At 65.4% G+C, this 16,152-nt stretch carries 14 protein-coding genes and 1 tRNA gene; 4 read left to right on the top strand and 11 right to left on the bottom strand.

The window, feature by feature from the left end; genetic code table 11:
- Positions 1-180: 180 nt before the first annotated feature.
- The 3 genes from IC762_RS01380 to IC762_RS01370 form a co-directional block, all read right to left on the bottom strand.
- Positions 181-1,590: an adenylate/guanylate cyclase domain-containing protein gene (locus IC762_RS01380; RefSeq protein ID WP_195786880.1), complete on the bottom strand. Its 1,410-nt coding sequence runs from the start codon at positions 1,588-1,590 to the stop codon at positions 181-183.
- 59 nt (positions 1,591-1,649) lie between these two features.
- Entirely contained in the window at positions 1,650-3,035 is a 1,386-nt protein-coding gene (locus tag IC762_RS01375) for a cytochrome P450 (RefSeq protein ID WP_195786879.1), read from the bottom strand.
- An 83-nt stretch (positions 3,036-3,118) separates the two neighbouring features.
- The gene (locus IC762_RS01370; protein ID WP_195786878.1) at positions 3,119-4,492 is read right to left on the bottom strand and encodes a hydrolase; all 1,374 of its coding nucleotides are present in this window, start codon (positions 4,490-4,492) and stop codon (positions 3,119-3,121) included.
- 149 nt (positions 4,493-4,641) lie between these two features.
- On the opposite strand from IC762_RS01370, the gene IC762_RS01365 reads away from it, so the two are divergent.
- Complete coding sequence (locus IC762_RS01365; protein ID WP_195786877.1) at positions 4,642-6,318, top strand: MFS transporter; 1,677 nt, start codon at positions 4,642-4,644, stop codon at positions 6,316-6,318.
- 60 nt (positions 6,319-6,378) lie between these two features.
- Here the strand turns inward: IC762_RS01365 and IC762_RS01360 are convergent, their stop codons facing one another.
- A complete protein-coding gene (locus IC762_RS01360) occupies positions 6,379-6,597 on the bottom strand; it encodes a cysteine rich repeat-containing protein (protein WP_195786876.1) in 219 nt (72 codons plus the stop codon).
- Positions 6,598-6,754: 157 nt separating this feature from the next.
- Complete coding sequence (locus IC762_RS01355; RefSeq protein WP_195786875.1) at positions 6,755-7,027, bottom strand: hypothetical protein; 273 nt, start codon at positions 7,025-7,027, stop codon at positions 6,755-6,757.
- Between the two features lie 221 nt (positions 7,028-7,248).
- Between IC762_RS01355 and IC762_RS01350 the strand changes: the two genes are divergently transcribed.
- Entirely contained in the window at positions 7,249-8,325 is a 1,077-nt protein-coding gene (locus tag IC762_RS01350) for a polysaccharide deacetylase family protein (RefSeq protein ID WP_195786874.1), read from the top strand.
- 615 nt (positions 8,326-8,940) lie between these two features.
- On the opposite strand, the gene IC762_RS01345 is transcribed toward IC762_RS01350, so the two are convergent.
- Both IC762_RS01345 and IC762_RS01340 read right to left on the bottom strand, forming a co-directional pair.
- Positions 8,941-9,360 carry a hypothetical protein gene (locus IC762_RS01345; RefSeq protein ID WP_195786873.1) on the bottom strand — a complete coding sequence of 140 codons (420 nt, stop codon included), beginning with the start codon at positions 9,358-9,360 and terminating at the stop codon, positions 8,941-8,943.
- Positions 9,361-9,564: 204 nt separating this feature from the next.
- Entirely contained in the window at positions 9,565-10,536 is a 972-nt protein-coding gene (locus IC762_RS01340) for a DUF4238 domain-containing protein (RefSeq protein WP_195786872.1), read from the bottom strand.
- Between the two features lie 335 nt (positions 10,537-10,871).
- Between IC762_RS01340 and IC762_RS01335 the strand changes: the two genes are divergently transcribed.
- A complete protein-coding gene (locus tag IC762_RS01335; protein WP_195786871.1) occupies positions 10,872-11,522 on the top strand; it encodes a hypothetical protein in 651 nt (216 codons plus the stop codon).
- The gene (locus IC762_RS01330; RefSeq protein ID WP_195786870.1) at positions 11,519-11,833 is read left to right on the top strand and encodes a hypothetical protein; all 315 of its coding nucleotides are present in this window, start codon (positions 11,519-11,521) and stop codon (positions 11,831-11,833) included. The genes IC762_RS01335 and IC762_RS01330 overlap by 4 nt, the downstream gene beginning before the upstream one ends.
- A 107-nt stretch (positions 11,834-11,940) precedes the next feature.
- Here IC762_RS01330 and IC762_RS01325 read toward each other — a convergent pair.
- The 4 genes from IC762_RS01325 to IC762_RS01310 form a co-directional block, all read right to left on the bottom strand.
- Positions 11,941-12,013 (bottom strand) — tRNA-Thr (locus IC762_RS01325).
- A gap of 92 nt (positions 12,014-12,105) precedes the next feature.
- Positions 12,106-13,872 carry a heme biosynthesis protein HemY gene (locus tag IC762_RS01320; protein WP_195786869.1) on the bottom strand — a complete coding sequence of 589 codons (1,767 nt, stop codon included), beginning with the start codon at positions 13,870-13,872 and terminating at the stop codon, positions 12,106-12,108.
- Between the two features lie 19 nt (positions 13,873-13,891).
- Positions 13,892-15,121, bottom strand: a complete 1,230-nt coding sequence (locus tag IC762_RS01315; protein WP_195786868.1) for a COG4223 family protein — start codon at positions 15,119-15,121, stop codon at positions 13,892-13,894.
- Positions 15,122-15,234: 113 nt separating this feature from the next.
- Positions 15,235-15,975: a uroporphyrinogen-III synthase gene (locus IC762_RS01310; RefSeq protein WP_195786867.1), complete on the bottom strand. Its 741-nt coding sequence runs from the start codon at positions 15,973-15,975 to the stop codon at positions 15,235-15,237.
- Positions 15,976-16,152 lie beyond the last annotated feature (177 nt).

Raw genomic sequence — 16,152 nt, 5'->3', positions numbered from 1 at the left:
GAAATCTATATGGCGCGGAAACAGAACCGGCGCAATCCGCGCAGGTTCCCGCTGCGGCATTACGTTTGGGTAATCTGCGGCAATCTGGCCGTCATTGCGAGCGAAGCGAAGCAATCCATCTCCCGGCACATGCGGAAGCGTGGATTGCTTCGCTTCGCTCCTCGCAATGACGGGGGAGTACTACGGTATCTCGTACACCACCATCTTGTCGGCGATGCCGCGCAGCGCGGCTTCCTTCTGGATCGGCTTGATCGAGGCACGCTCCAGAATACCCGTCACTTCGGGCGAAGCGATCACCGGTCCGGTGAGATGGATTTCCTGCGAGGTCGACAGGCTCTGCACCCTTGCTGCGATATTCACGGTCTGGCCGAAATAATCCTGCCGCTCGTTCAGCATCACGGCGAGGCAGGGACCCTCGTGAATGCCGATCTTGACCACCAGGTCCTCCTTGCCGCGCTCGTCATTGAGGTTCTTCATCGCCGCGCGCATGCGCAGGCCCGCCGCGAGCGCATGCTCGGGCAGGACGAAGGTCGCCATCACGGCATCCCCGATGGTCTTCACCACGGCGCCGCGCTCGGAGGCGATGATGTCGAGCAGCGCGTGGAAATGCGCGCGCACCAGGTCGAAGGCGGCAAGGTCGCCGACGCGCTCATAGAGCGCGGTCGAGCCCTTCAGGTCGGTGAACAGGAAGGTCAGCGACGTGATCTTGAGCCGCTGGTCGAGATTGAGATTGTCGGCCTTGTAGACGTCGCGGAAAGTCTGGTTGCTGAGGATGCGCTTGGCAGTGAGGAACGGCTTGCGCTTGCCGATCAGTTGATGCAGCGCATCGGCGGCAACGAACACCGACGGCAACACGCGGACGCCGGCCTGGTTGTCGAGCGACAGCCGCAGCGGGCCGGGCCGCAGCGTCATGTTGCCGACCGGCGCATGAACCTTGTTGTACATCAGCGCGAGATGCTGCCGTTCCTTGGTCGGCTCGCCCTGCACGTCGATGAACTGTGCCGAATGGGTCACCGGCTCGAACACGATGATGAACTCTTTCGGCAGGTTCAACGACAGCACCGCCTTCTCGCCGGCGGGCAGTTCGAGCGCGTCCAGCACGACCTCCTGGGACAATTCTTCGAACTGCTCCTTGTTGAAGTCGATGCCGGAGCTCCAGAAGATCTGCTTGAAATAGTCCCAGATCGGCAGCGTGTGCGGGTCATGCGCGGCGATGCGGCGGACCCGCGGACTGACCGTGAAGGCGACCTCGACCTGCTCGTCGACCGAGGCCTCGTAGCCGCAGGCACAGAGGCCGCATTGGTAGTCGTCGCTGCGCAACGATTTCAGCGTCGCATGCGCATCGAGCACGCCGCCGCACCCCGGGCACAGCACGTTCCAGGTCAAGTCGAACAGGCCCAGCCGCGAGGCGTGCAGGAAGCCGGAGATCACCCGCTCCTCGTCGAACCCTTTATGCTTGGCGAAGTCGAGCGCATTGACCCGGTTGAGTTCGTGGTCCTGGCCGTGCTCGATCAGATCGGCGATGGCGACGGCGACCGCGGGATCCGCGGTCTGCCGCAATACTGAAATCTGGGCCTGAATGTCGCTCATGAGACGCCTCAAATGTGCTCGCCCGGACCGGGGCGCAAGTCTCTATTCCCAAGCTTCGATTACCTCGACTTGATCGCAAATACCGGCGAGCGGTTCGGCTGCGTGGTCACGACGCCGATCGGGATCACCGGATCCCGGTCCGCCAGCGCGACACGAAACGCGCCGATGATCCTGGCGAGCGCGAGCGTCGCCTCGACCAGCGCGAAATGCGCCCCGATGCAGACCCGCGCGCCGACACCGAATGGCAGATAGGCAAAGCGATCGGGCGGCGTGCCCGTCATGAATCGCTCTGGCACGAACGCGTTGGGATCACGCCACAGCTTCTCATGGCGGTGCAGCAGCCACGGCGCGATCAGGATCACATCACTCTTCCTGACCGGACGGTTCGCGATCGTGTCCGGCCCCGCGGCCGCGCGCGCGATCAGGAATGCCGGCGGATAAAGCCGCATGGTCTCGTCGATCACGGCGCGGGTGAATTTCAGCCGTTCGATATCGAGCGCGCCGGCGGCGCCCACGCTACGGACCTCCGCCGCCACCTGCTCCTGCGTCGCGGGATCCAGCGCCAGCAGATAGAGCGCCCAGAACAGCGCCGTCGCCGTGGTCTCGTGGCCGGCCAGGATCATGGTCGCGACCTGGTCGCCGAGCTGAGCATCGGTGAACACGGCGCCGGTCTCGGGATCGCGGGCCGCGCCCATCAGGTCGAACAGGTCGCGCGCCGGCGCGTTGTCGTCCTTGCCGGCGGCGCGGCGCTCGGCCATCAGCTGGCCGATGAAGGCGGTCCAGCGCTTGCGGAAGCGGGCGCGGCGGAAATCGTGCGGGGTCGGCCATCCGAGCGGCAGCACGAGGTCCAGCATGCTCGGCCGCGCCAGCGTCTCGCCATACTCCACCACGAAGTCGCGCAACGCGGCGCCGTGGCGGTCCATGCCGAACGAGAACATGGTGCGGCCGGCGATCTCGAGCGTCATGCGCTGCATCGCCTCGCGCAGATCGATCGCATCGCCGCTTGCGGCTTTCAGCTTGGCGATGGTCTCGTCGATCGCCGTGATCATGTAGGGCGTGAGCGTCCCCACCGCACGCGGCGTGAACGCCGGCGCCAGCGTACGGCGCTGATGCTTCCAGGCGCGGCCCTCCGAGATCAGCAGCCCTTCGCCGAGCATCGGTCGCAGCACGCGGATGCCGGCGGGCGTGCGGGTGTAATTCTCGTAATTGTCGACCAGCACATGCCGGATCGCATCCGGCGTATTGAGGATGAAGCTGGAGCGGCCGAGGAAGCGGCCCTGGATGATGTCTTCCTCGTAGGCGCGGCGGCCCCAGGTCTCGATCGGCGAGTGGCGCATCGCCCGCATCCGCCCGAAGGCGGTCATGTCGTCGGGCGCCCGCGGCGGGGTTGGCGGCACCAGGGGCCGCTGCGAGACCGTGATGTCGTAGACTTCGGCGATACTCATGGTCCTCGCTTTGTCCTGATGTGCTCGTGCCCGACCCGGCCACCCGATCCCGGCGCCATGAAGGCGCGCGGCTCCAACAACAGCTAATAAGTCAGCTCGGCGACCGCAATCCGGTTCTCCGACTGCGGCCAGGCCCGCGCCACGATCCGCTCCTGGTTGAAGATCGCGACCACGGGGCGGCCGATCTCCGTAGCTGGAAGCTGCAAGGTCGTGAGGGCGTCCGTCGGCACGCCCGGCTTCACGTCGGTCGGCTCCTTGCCGTCGAGCAGCACGACATCGCGCGGCAGGCCGAAATAGCCGCGCGGCCGCGACATCAGGACGACCGCACCCGAGCCGGGCGCATCGGCCAGGGCCAAGGGCCGCGTCGGACGCAGGTGCACGATGTCGGACGAGCGCGGGAAGGGCGAGCGATAGAAATGCGTCGTCATCCATCCCGGCGACGTCAGCACGATCTCGAGCGGCCAGGACGGATCGACCTGCGCCGGTCCCCAGCGGCCATCGGCGCCGGTCTGCGAGCCGTGAATCCGCTCGCCGATGCGCTCGCCGCTCTCCGGCGAGACGCGATAGACATCGACCGATGCGCCCGACACCGGGCGATTGGTCGGCACGCCACCCGGCATGCCGGTGACGAGGCCGCTCAGCTTCACGGTCGTCTCGGGCACGATCGCGATCCGCGACGGCTCGCGCCCGGCGATGAACTTGTAGATCTCGCGGAACGCGCGCGGATGAAACGCGGTCTCGCGGTGATCGACGGCGCCGATCACCAGATTGGTGGCGCCCTTCAGCGCCGGACCTTCGGCCGTGATGTTGGTCGGCATGCCCGGCTTGCCGACGAAGCGGCCGTCGGCTTGCGCGTATTTGTCGAGCCCGTCACTGCGCAGCGTGAGGAAGGCGGTGCCTACCGTGACCTCGCTGTCGCCGTCATTGAGGCCGCGCAGGAACGGGCCGCGGCCGTTGAACTCGTTGCCGAGCCCTTCGTCCCAGGCATAAACGCCGTGATTGGGCGTGCCGCACAGCACGGCATGGCTGACATCGCCGCCACCACCGTTCTTGACGTAATTGCGGATCGCATTGCCGCCGCGCGAATTGCCGACCAGCGCGATCCGGGCCGCGCCGGTCCGCTGCTTCAATTGCGCAATCGCTTCGCTGAGCTCGCGGCGCGCGTCTTCGGTCGAGGAGCGGTTAGCCTGCTCGACCTTGTCGTCAGTGCACGCCAGCGGGTCGGTGAAGTTGATCGCGAACAGCCGGTCGCGCGGCACGCCGTTCGATTCCATCCGCCAGATCGTCGTCACCCAGAGCGCCGCGTGGTCGCCATTGCCGTGCACGAACAGGATCGGCGAGATGTCGCCGGCCGGCGCAGCGGATGCGGTCTGCGCCATGGCCGGGGCGCCCCAGCGCCCCGCCAGCAAGGACAGGGCGCCGGCTCCTTGCAAGATCGTCCGCCGCGACAGCGTCATGAGTTTCCTTCCCCAAACCTTTCAGTGCTTTAGCTGTGTCCTACGGCGGCCAAAGGCGCCGTATTGCTGGACAGCACCCGCCGTTCGCGGGCATCAGTTGATGTAGCCGGAATCATCACCCAGCCATAGCAGGCCCAACGGAACCGGATATGACCGAACCGCCTGGACGCGCCGACAGTATCACTGCCCCGCTGAAACATTCGATTTTCCGGCGAATCTGGCTCGCCAGCCTGCTCTCCAACCTCGGCATCCTGATCCAGGGTGTCGGCGCCGCCTGGGCGATGACGCAGATGACTCCGGAGGCCGACAAGGTCGCGCTGGTGCAGACCGCCCTGATGCTGCCGGTGATGCTGATCTCGATGCCGGCCGGCGCCATCGCCGACATGCATGACCGCCGCATCGTCGCGCTGGTGTCGCTCACGATCGCGCTGTCCGGCGCCACCACGCTGACGGTGCTGGCCTGGCTGCATCTGGTGACGCCGAACATCCTGCTGGCGCTGTGCTTCGTGGTCGGCAGCGGCATGGCGCTGTTCGGCCCGGCCTGGCAATCCTCGGTCAGCGAGCAGGTGCCGGCGGAGACGCTGCCGGCAGCGGTGGCGCTCAACGGCATCAGCTACAACATCGCGCGCAGCTTCGGGCCGGCGATCGGCGGCATCGTGGTCGCATCCGCCGGCGCGGTCGCGGCGTTCGGGGCCAACACGGTGCTGTATCTGCCGCTGCTCGTGGTGCTGTTCCTGTGGAATCGGATCAGCGAACCGTCGCGGCTGCCGCGCGAGCGGCTGAACCGCGCCATCGTCTCCGGCGTGCGCTACATCACCAATTCGCCGTCGATCAAGATCGTGCTGACCCGCACGCTGGTGACCGGCATCATCGGCGGCTCGGTCTCGGCATTGATGCCGCTGGTGGCCCGCGACCTCTTGCATGGCGGCGCGCAGACCTACGGCATCATGCTCGGCGCCTTCGGCATGGGCGCGGTGGTCGGCGCGCTGAACATCAGCGAGATCAGAAGCCGGCTCAGTGGCGAAGCCGCGATCCGCGCCTGCGCGCTGGCGATGGGCGGCGCGATCGCCGGCGTCGCCCTGAGCAAGGAGCCGGTGATCACGGCCGCTGCGCTGGTTGTCGCCGGTGCGGCATGGATGCTCGCAGTGGCACTGTTCAATATCGGCGTGCAGCTCTCGGCGCCGCGCTGGGTGGCGGGCCGCTCGCTCGCCGCGTTCCAGGCCGCGATCGCCGGCGGCATTGCGATCGGCAGCTGGGGCTGGGGCCGCATCACCGACGCGGCCGGCGTCGAGACCGCGCTGTTGATCTCCGCCGCACTGATGTTCGTGTCGCCGCTGCTCGGCATCTGGCTCCGGATGCCGCCGATCGGCGCGCGCAACGAAGCCGCCGAGGCGCTGGCCGATCCCGAGGTGCGGCTGCAGCTCACCGGCCGCAGTGGCCCGCTGGTGGTGGAGATCGAATACCGGGTGACGCAGGACGATGCCCGCGCCTTCCACAATGTGATGCAGGATGTGCAGCTCTCGCGCCAGCGCAACGGCGCCTATGGCTGGTCGCTCGCGCGCGACATCGCCGATCCCGAATTGTGGACCGAGCGCTACCACTGCCCGACCTGGCTCGACTTCCTGCGCCAGCGCAACCGCGCCACCCAGATCGAACGCGAATTGCACCAGAAGGCGGCCGACTTCCACATCGGCCCGGAGCCGATCCGGGTGCGCCGGATGCTGGAGCGGCCGTTCGGCTCGGTGCGCTGGAAGGAGGAGACGCCGGACCGCGCCGCGAATGAGGTGCTTCCGGTGGTGGCGACTGCGGCGGGGAGCAGTACGTAACGCTCCGTCGTCATTCCGGGGCGCGCGAAGCGCGAGCCTAGAATGACGGTGGAGAGAAACCTACTGCCCGTGTTCGGTCAGCGTCTTCTGGCAACCCTTGCTCAGCTGGCCGCGATGCTGCTGCAGGCAGGCCAGGACGGCGCCATCGCCGTCATTGAGAACCGGGCGGCAGTGCCGCTGGGCATCGCGGGTGCAGGCCGAGCGCTCCTGCTGTTGCTGCGCCGATGCGCCCGACGTGAGGAGAATCAGCGAAACGGCGGCGAACAGGATGCGGGTCATCTCAAAGCCTCTAATGAATGCGACGCCGGTCTTATACCGCTTTCGGCGTGCGGAAGAAGCTTGAAACGGCCGAGCGGACGGCTGGTTCCGCCCGCGCCGGACCCGGAATTGGCCTGCGTCTCGTCGCCGCAGGCACGCCGGCGATTGGTGCAGTGCATTATTCGGCGGCGACCTTTTTCGCCGCGAGATCGCGGTCCATCACGACCCGGCAGCCGCTGCTGAGCTGGGACCGATGCTTGATCATGCAGGCCGTGATCTTCGGGATGTTCGGGATCTCGGCGCTGCACAGGCGGAACGCATCGCCCGTGCACATCTGCTGCGCTTCAGCGCTGAACGCGAAGCTTGCGGTCGAGGACAGCGCGGACACGGCCGCGGCAAACGCCAGCGCGACGCTGGCCTTGGCAATCTGGCTTTTGAACGTGTTGGTCATGATCGGCTCCCATCGGCACCGCGCCAATCGCGGGCCCGTTGTTTAATGGACCGATCTTGCCCGGACGCGCGCCGCCCGGCTGTGATGGACGTCACGCAAGCGTAAGCCGCGCTTTTTCTTGGCCTCCCGGCGCGTTGTTGGGACCGCGTTAAGACCTTGTTGGCACTAATTCCTCGTTACAGCTGTGGCGTTCCCTTAAGTTCCAAGAGAGTTGTGTAGCGATGCGTAATCCGTTGGGCCTGATGCTGGCCAGTGTCGTCATGGCGGTCGTGATTGCCGGAGTGTGGTTCTGGACCTCCTCCCCGCGCGCCGACGCCACCGCTCCCCAAACCATGGCGGCCCGCGCCGCCGATCCGCTTCCCGACGCGGCCAAGGCGGCCGCGAAGGACGACGTGCAGACGACGGCAGCGCTGTCGAAGCGTGCCGATGCCACGCCGGCGGCAGCCGCCGCGCCGACCCCGGCCGCCGCTCCGGCACCGATGCCCGCCCCGATCGCCGCCGCCGCGCCTAAATGCGCCAATCCCGACGCGCTCGGCATCAGCCGCACCGTCGTGGTCGACACCACCGGCGGACCTGGTTTCGGCTTCCTGCAATACAAGCAGTTCGACTTCCTCACCGACCACGAGATCGTGCTGACCTTCGACGACGGCCCGTGGCCGACCACGCCCGCGGTGCTGAAGGCGCTGGCCGACGAATGCACCAAGGCGGTGTTTTTCCCGATCGGCCTGCACACTACCTATCACCCGGACATCCTCCGCCAGGTGATGGCCGCCGGCCACACCATCGGCGCCCACACCTGGTCGCACGCCCATCTCGGCGGCAAGAAGATGACCGAGCAGATGGCCAAGGACGAGATCGAGAAGGGCTTCAGCGCCGTCAAGGTCGCGCTCGGCGCCGATCCGGCCCCGTTCTTCCGCTTCCCGGCGCTGGTGCACACGCCGGCGACGACGGCCTATCTCGGCAGCCGCAACATCGCGATGTTCTCGGTCGACGTCGATTCCAACGACTTCAAGTCCAAGAGCTCGGACGAGGTGATCAAGAACGTGATGACCGGGCTCGACAAGGCGCAGGACCACAAGGGCATCATCCTGATGCACGACCTCCAGAAGCACACCGCGCAGGCGCTGCCGACCTTGCTGCGCCTGTTGAAGGCCGGCGGCTACAAGGTGGTCTGGATGAAGCCGAAGACCCAGATCGAGACGCTGCCCGAATACGACGCGATGATGGCCAAGACCGAAAAGGTCTCGAGCGCACCGTCCCGCCCGGTGAGCTCCGTGATCCAGACCGTCGCGCAGTAGCCGCGCCAATTCGCGGAACTGACAAGCTGAACACAAAGCGCTCCTGGATCTGATCCAGGAGCGCTTTCGTTTTGCGAACGGATCGACGCGACAATGATCGCATGACGAAGAACCTGCGACGCATCGCCTCACATCTTTCTAACGTGCGTTATGATTCGCGGCGCATCGCATAGCCGCTATTCATGCAGCGGGACGATTCCCCGTAGCATGCCGGTACAATCAAAAAGTGTCAGCTGCTACAGCCTCGCGCGAGGACGGCCCCGCTAACCACTCAGCACGGGACGCTGGTCGGCCTCGGCCCGTGTCGCGACGGTCGAGTTGACGACGCGGGCCTTCAATCTTGGACGGCGCAAGCCTGTAAGCGTCAGCAGTCAATCCAGTCGCGATGCAGCTCGCGGATGACGCGGCCCTCGGTCCGGCGTCCCGCTTGCGGCACGACGCATGGCCAAAATGGCGAAAACAACCCCATGCAAAGGAGCCGGTGGCTGCCGGCTTTCGAGATGGTGACACGTTCGAGATGGTGACTTGACACGTCGGGCAACTCAGCGGCACTATTCCAATATTCCGAAATCGCATGGACCCTCGCCCGACAAGGGAGCACAGTCCCTTTCGGCGTCACCAGTAAATCCCGTGACGATGCAATTCGCGGATGATGCGGCCTTCGGTCCAGCGTCCGGAATAGCGACCGCTGCCGGATGCGTGAGAATAGGACGGCTTGTCGTCGTCGTAATAGTCGTCATTCCGTGCCGATGATGACTGAACCTTGGCCGGCTGAGCTTGCGGCGGCGGAGCCGGCGTCGTCGCAGTTGCCGGCGCGGCAACTGCCGACGGTCGCTCGACATATTTCGGCGTTTCCGGCGGCTGCGGCGGCGGCTCGACCACCGGCGCCTGAGCAATCCTGTCCGACGCTTTGGCCGCAACCGGCGCCACAGCCGGCGAACTCTCGCCCCCGCGCATCGACAAGCTCCGCGTGCCGCCGGCCTGCGCGGACGCGGAAGCCAACACCATCACCGTGATCAGGATGAGCTTGCGCATTGTTGGGTCTCCCGTTGGTGAGGGGGAGACTAGGGCGAAGACCCCGAGGTGGATGTGAGGCGTGTCACTTGCAACGGGCGCAGGACCTAGGATTCGGGCAAAGGCCCATGTTGCGGCCGAGACGGGCTTGCTTCGAACTACGCACAGGCGCGAAGAACGCGCTTTCATCCGTGCGCTAGAAGGGGCCTGTCCGTTTTTTGCGGCTCAAAAGTCTTGGTTGTCCGGCACAAGGATACGGCCTTTTTCTAACAGCGAGGTACGCACAAGATCGCGATACTGGGGCGTCCTAATGAAGACGTAGCGCGCGAAAGCGAAGTCCTTTCGGTGCGAAAACACCTTGCTGTGAGCCCAGCTACATTGGAGATAGTTTAGGTTCTCCACGTTAGCCGGCTCGGCTGTGATGGGAGCGCCTTCAGTAAAGGCTTTGTAAATGTGATGAGTGCCGCGGATGACCGTCTGTGCAACATGCAACTCAGAGGCCCCACCGGATACGCCGGCTAAGACGGTCCGCCGAATAGTGCGGTGCAGACGTATTGCTGCTAAGTAGCGCGCTATGATGTCCTGCCCTGTCGCCGGACAAGGCATCCACAATGCGCACTTTGGCGAGAGTGGGACGAATGCCTCCACGCCTTCAACGTCGAATCCAAGGTTGCTGCCGTCCCGCATGTCATGCGTTCGCTGAAGCACGACGGGATGATCGCCAAGATAGAATGCCTCGGCGCCTTCGATAACCATCAGCGCCCAATAGCGCTCCGCAATTTGCTTGGCCGTCACTGCCGCGCTGAACCACATCATCTTTAAGGTCTTACCGAAGTCAGCCCGCAAAGGCTTGTTCGTTAGCCCTTCAAAAAATGCTTTGGTGCGGAAGCTCTGCACTGCGACGAACCGCGCAACGTGGCTGCGCTCCCTTGGAGACAACCCGGCTAAGCTGCGTGTGGCAATGATCCGCTTCAGGACCGGCGCGACCCTCGTTTCAATCTTCTCGAATAGACCCTCGAACGAAATCGGTTTTCCGTTGATTTCGAAATCGTTGAAGCCGGGCTCGGAAGCCAACAACCTAGGCGGCCGCTTTCCGACCTCGTCGCTGTGAATATCAAGAAAATAGACGCGACCGTCTTCGTCGGCGAAATTCTTTAAGAGAAGTTTGGGAACCCAATGCTGATTCTCGTCACTCATGGCTTTACCTCGAACTCGCACTCTAGCAGATTCGCTTGCTGGCTGCTGAGCTAACGACCTGCCAAAAATTCGGCAGCGCTTAGCCTTTCGATCGTCGAGCCACTTCTGAAGTTGCGCGGGCTCTTTTTCCTTAATTGATCGCTCGAAGTTGCTTTGAAACACTATGGGCGTCGCAACGTATGAGAAGAGTGATGGAGGCTTCTGTAAGGCGCCCGCACCTAGTAGCTTATCTCTCTTTTCCTGATGCGGACGCGGGAGGAAGGATGCCACCGATCGGCTTGCGATCAAGCAACGTCGGTCAATGCGGGCCGCGGCGAAGACTGACGGAGTGCCCTTTGGGAGATATATTCGAGTTTTGGTCGCGGATCGAGCGCGGTGCGAAAGTCCACCCTGCTGACGTTAAAGCGTTCGACCGAATGAACGCGGAGCGGCACGGCTTCCAATTGGACTGTTTACCCGGCAATTTCGGTGGTCGTCTCAGGTCCGCCCCGGTCGTGCTACTCTATCTATCGCCCGGCTACAGTCCGGCTGACGTTGATGATGCTAAGAGCGAAGAAGGCATAGATCATCGATTTCGAAGTTGGAAAGGCGATGAACCGTTCCGTGAAAATGGACCAGGTCGAAGATGGCTGGAAAGCCGAACAAGAATTTTCGGCGAGTTTGCATCGATCCAGCAAAACTGCGCAGTGCTTAACATCGGTGCTTATCACTCTAAGGACGTTAAAAGTTACCCATCGCTGTTAGCCCTGCCGTCAAGTCGCGTTTCGCTGACATGGGCTCAAGACTACCTCTTCGCGCAAGCTGAAGCGGGAAAACGCATCGTCATTTGCATGAGGTCCGCTTCGTATTGGGGCCTCGACACGGGCCGCCAATATCCAGGAACTCTTTTCGCGCCGGAGGTAAGTCGCAGCGGTCACTTGGTCAATGGGCCAGAAAAAGATGCTATAGTTGAAACCGTTCAACGGCGGATCGGAGCTTCACAATGAAGCGCGAGATTAGCTACCGCGAAGAATGTGACCTAAAAGCAATCTTCGTCACAAATTGGATTTACGTCTCAGAGGCCTATACCCGCGGTCTTCCGACGGGACATTTCACAAGGGAACAAGTAAATTCGATTGAAGCCCTTCGAGACGCAGGCCTCCTCGATGGAATGAAGCTAGATACGAAATGGCGGCGGGCAATTGACGAAGTATCTAGCGGACGTTCAATCCACGCATTGTCCGATGACGACAAGAAATTGATCGTTGAAGCTTGGGTTCGGCTTGAATTTTGGGGGCAGCCGCTCGCTACCGAATAGGGTTCACACCTGGTGTGGGCACCCTATGGCAAACTATGTGTGCGACAAGCGAGAAACGTCCAACATCCAGCTTTTGCATAGAGTGAAAGCCTGGTCAGAAAAACCGGTGCCGCAAGAGGGATTCGAACCCCCGACCCCGTCATTACGAATGACGTGCTCTACCGACTGAGCTATTGCGGCGGACCGTTGCAAACGCCTTGGGTTGGGCGTGCCACCTGATATCGGGCACAGCCTCGATTGGCAAGAAGAAGCGGCCCCGTAGCCTCGCGGATTTAACTCCCCAAACGTGACAAAAATCCCTTCCAGCCGCCCATCTGGGCCTTGGGCGGGCCGATTTGTTCGGCGAATTCGTCCACGGCGCCCTCCTCGTCGACGCCGGGGTCGTCGGGGGCGCGGACGATGGGAATGACGGCGGGAACCGGTGCCGGGGTCGACTTCGGGAGGTCGGTGCGGGAGCGGAACAACGGGGCTGGCGCCGGGGGCGCTGGCTCGGGCGGCGGCGCGGGCTCGGGTGCGGCGGCAACCGGCTCGGCTAGGGCCGGCTCGGGCACGACAGGAAGGGCATCGGCGGGCGGTGGGGCGTTGTCCTGTGCGGTCGGTTCGGCTGGCGCTGCCGGCTCAGCGGGCTTCGCCTCCACCGGCTCAACCGGAACTGCCACCGGCGCCTCGGGCTCGCTCGCCAGCTCCTTCGGCAGTTCGCGGCGCGGGGCCAGCATCGCCTCCTCGAAGGGCGAGATTTCGACGGCGCTGCCCTTGTCGGACGGCAGCGCTGCGACCGGGGTCTGCCACTGGAAGGCGTCGAGCCGGCCGCTCACCGGCGAGACCGGACGCCAGCGGTCGGAGACGTAGCCGTCCGCGGTCCAGGCCGGATCGTGCAACGCGCGCACGGCGCGCAGGGTCCAGGCGCGGGCGCGGCCGCTATCGCCATGCTCGGTGCGTTCGAGCTCGGCCATCAAGAGCGCGACGCGCTGGGTCGGTGCGGCGACGAACGGTTCCAGCGCGGTGCGTGCCCTGGCGAATTCGGAGGCGTCGATCGCGGCGCGCGCGATGGCAAGCGCGCCTTCGATGTGGCCCGGCGTCTTCGCAGCCAGCGTCTCGACACGGACCAGCCGCTGCCGCGCGGCATCGCCGAGCCGGACATGGGCATAGGCGTCGGCCAGATCGGGATGCGGCTGCGCCAGCCAGGCGGTCTCGACGAGACGCATCGCGCGGCGCACCTGATGCGCCTCACTCTGGAATTTGGCGGCGAGCACCGCCGCAGGGATCAGCGTCGGCGCCAACTTCACCGCCTCCATCGCGCTTTCGCGCGACAGGTCGCGGTCGACCTTCTCCAGCTCCATCGCGCGCGCCGCAAGCAGCACGCCGCGCTGCCGCCGGTAGGTCGCCTTGTCGATCAGGCCGGCCGACTGGTTGTTGTCGATGATCGACAGCGCGCCAGCCCAGTCGCCCTTGGCGCAGCAGAAGCCGAGCACCGCATGCGAGGCCCAGCTCGACGACGGCGACAGTTTCAGCGCTTCCTCCGCGACCATCACGGCGGTGACGGGATCGTCGGCGCGCTGCGCCTCGATGAACAGGCCGCGCAAGCCCAACAGCCGCGTGTCCTCGCGCTCGGCCATGGCGCGGAAGGCGCGCTGTGCCGCCTCGCGGTCACCGTCGAGTTGGGCCGATTGCGCATGCAGCAAGAGTGTCAGCGGATCGTTGCCGGCGTGGCGCCGCGCCACTTCGGCATGGGCGCGCGCCAGCGTCGAATCGCCGTGGCCGATCGCGAGCAGGCCCTGGGTGATGGCGCGACGGCCGCGGGCGTGGCGCCGCTCGCGCCGGTGACGGCCGATGCGGCCGGGCACGTTCCACAACGTCCACAACACCGCGCCGGCGAACATCGCGACCGCGACGACGATGCCGAGCAAGAACACCGGCTGCTTCGATGTGAAGCGCAAGCCGCCCCATGACATCACGAGGTCGCCGGGCTGATCGACCACCCAGGCCGCGCCGGCGGCTGCGAGCGCGATCAACAGCAGAAACACAATGATCCGGATCATCAAAGACCTACCGCAAAGGCTACTGATTGACCGTGGCGAGCGCCGCCATGGCGTTGTCGGCGAATGTCCTGGAAGCGGCGAGCGCAGCGCGGCGCGCGTCGACCTTGTCGAGCCAGGGTTGCGCCGCGGCGCGATCGGCCGGCGGCAATGTCTTCAATTCACGCTCGGTCAATGCGAGGTCATTATGCACGGCGGCCGATGTCACGCGCGCGACGATGCTGCCGCGATCGATGCCGGTCGCATCGCTGCGCTCGATGTGGATCAGGCTCGAGGCGCCGGCCTGCAGGCGATCGACCAGGCTGCTGCCGGTCGTCGCATCGTGCGCGGGCGGCGCAAGCTGCGGCACGATCTCGACCAGCTCGCGGCACAGCACATTCGGGCTCGGCACGCCCGCGGCGGCAAACCCGTCGAGCGGCTTCAGCGCCGCGGGATCGTCGGCGAGCGACTTCGCCGCCGCGAGCGCGGCGACGAAGGGATCGCCGTGACGAACCGCGGTGTCGAGCAGCGATGCGGCGACGACGCGGCGCAGCGGCGTGTCATCGGTCGGTTTCGCGGCGGCCATCGCGGTGACCTTGGCGTCGGCGATCTTGCCGTCCTGTTGCGCGATCTCGCCGCTCTGCGCCTTCAGCGCGCCCTCGATCCTGTCGATGCGCGCTGTGATGGCGGAGAGATCCGGCGCCGACGCCCCGCTGCGCGGTGCGTTGGCGGCGGCGGCGAGCTTGTCGGATTGCGCGCGCTGAGCGGTGAGCTCGCTGCGCAGCGCGGCGATCGATTTGTCGAGCGCCTCGAGCCGCGCCGCGGCCGCGGGATCGCCGGCCGGCTTGCCGAGCCTGGTCTCGAGCCCAGCGATACGGCCGGTCAGTTCGTCGATCGCGGCGGCATTGGATGGCGCAGGAGGGGATGCCTGCTGCACGGCGGGCCAGCCGAGCAGCCAGCCGACCCCGATCACAAGCGCAGCCGCGACCGCGCCGGAGACCGGCGCCACCACCCAGGGCGAGACCGGCCGCGACGGCTCGGGAGCGTACGTCGCGGAGACAGTCTCGGGCTGCGGTTGCGGCTTGACCTCAGGCTGCGGCTCAGCTTCCGGCGCCGCTGCGTCGGCCGAGGCCATGTCCGCGGCCGGGCTGGGCTCCTCCGCCTTCGACGGTTCGGTGGAGACCTCGGTCGCCTCCAGGTCGATGGTCGGCGGGGCGCGCTTCGGCCGGGAATCCGGCGACGGTGCTGTGTCCTCGGGCCTCTCTTCAGCCATCGCGGGGGGGTCCTCAAAACTATTGGCAGCGCATTGTAGCAGAATCGGCCCGGCTTCTTAGAGCACGTTCCGAAAAATGGAGCACCGGCTAACGTCATGGTCAGACGAAAGAATCATGCCGAAGATGGGTTCAAGCTACGGCTGACCGCCTCCAGCAGGGCAGTCTCGTCGGGCTGCGCCGCGACCACCAATTGGGTGGCGCCGGCATCGCGGAGCACGGCGGCAACCGAGGCCGAGATGCAGCATTGCGGCAGCGCCAGCGCCGAAATCTCCAGCCCTCCGGCCCGCGCCGCGTCCAGGAACGCCCGCGCGCTGCGGCGGGAATAATGCAGCACCGCCTTGACGCGGCTGGCCATGAAGGCATCGCTGATCTCGTCCGGAAAAACCGCGACCGGGACCATCCGGTAGGTGGTGTGGGTGATCACGGTCAGTCCCGCCTCGCCGAGCTCGCCGGCAAGATCGCGCGCGAGATCGGCGCCGGCGAGATAGAGCAGCGTGGCCGATTTCTTCAGCTTGTTCGCCTTGACCCGCGCCAGCACCAGATCGCGAACTGCCTCGGCGTCGCCTTTGGCCACCTTCACCTTGTCGAACCCCGCGGCGCGCGCGGCGTCGGCGGTGTGCGTCCCGACCGCGAAGGCGGGCAGCCGCAACAGCCGGTGGCCGGCGAGATCGATCCCGCGCAGCGCATTGGCGCTGGTCACGATCACGGCGTCATAATCGGCGTCGTCATCGTCGTGGAACGGCAACGGCTCGAAGCGCAGCACGGGTGCGGCGAGCGCCTCGATGCCCCGCGCGCGCAGGGCCGCACACGTCGCCTCGCTGTCCGGATGCGGGCGGGTGACCAGCACAACCACGATTCAGGGCTCCCGCCTGATGACGCTGAAGTTCAGGACCAATTGCACTCGGCGACCTCGCAATGCTACCCCGGAAGGGACATCTTCAATCGAGCAGGATCATGTCGGAAATCGGTTCCGGCGTTCGTGATCATGCTGGTAGCGCTCTTGCTCGTAACATATGGGCCGAAATTGGGT

The sequence above is a fragment of the Bradyrhizobium genosp. L genome (genome assembly GCF_015624485.1).
Lineage (GTDB): Bacteria > Pseudomonadota > Alphaproteobacteria > Rhizobiales > Xanthobacteraceae > Bradyrhizobium.
This window is presented reverse-complemented; position numbering and strand designations above follow the sequence as displayed.

Bases quoted from the DNA above. Each gene is read 5' to 3' on its own strand.
- IC762_RS01380 (WP_195786880.1), bottom strand. From the start codon at position 1,590: ATGAGCGACATTCAGGCCCAGATTTCAGTATTGCGGCAGACCGCGGAT.
- IC762_RS01375 (WP_195786879.1), bottom strand. From the start codon at position 3,035: ATGAGTATCGCCGAAGTCTACGACATCACGGTCTCGCAGCGGCCCCTG.
- IC762_RS01370 (WP_195786878.1), bottom strand. From the start codon at position 4,492: ATGACGCTGTCGCGGCGGACGATCTTGCAAGGAGCCGGCGCCCTGTCC.
- IC762_RS01365 (WP_195786877.1), top strand. From the start codon at position 4,642: ATGACCGAACCGCCTGGACGCGCCGACAGTATCACTGCCCCGCTGAAA.
- IC762_RS01360 (WP_195786876.1), bottom strand. From the start codon at position 6,597: ATGACCCGCATCCTGTTCGCCGCCGTTTCGCTGATTCTCCTCACGTCG.
- IC762_RS01355 (WP_195786875.1), bottom strand. From the start codon at position 7,027: ATGACCAACACGTTCAAAAGCCAGATTGCCAAGGCCAGCGTCGCGCTG.
- IC762_RS01350 (WP_195786874.1), top strand. From the start codon at position 7,249: ATGCGTAATCCGTTGGGCCTGATGCTGGCCAGTGTCGTCATGGCGGTC.
- IC762_RS01345 (WP_195786873.1), bottom strand. From the start codon at position 9,360: ATGCGCAAGCTCATCCTGATCACGGTGATGGTGTTGGCTTCCGCGTCC.
- IC762_RS01340 (WP_195786872.1), bottom strand. From the start codon at position 10,536: ATGAGTGACGAGAATCAGCATTGGGTTCCCAAACTTCTCTTAAAGAAT.
- IC762_RS01330 (WP_195786870.1), top strand. From the start codon at position 11,519: ATGAAGCGCGAGATTAGCTACCGCGAAGAATGTGACCTAAAAGCAATC.
- IC762_RS01320 (WP_195786869.1), bottom strand. From the start codon at position 13,872: ATGATCCGGATCATTGTGTTTCTGCTGTTGATCGCGCTCGCAGCCGCC.
- IC762_RS01315 (WP_195786868.1), bottom strand. From the start codon at position 15,121: ATGGCTGAAGAGAGGCCCGAGGACACAGCACCGTCGCCGGATTCCCGG.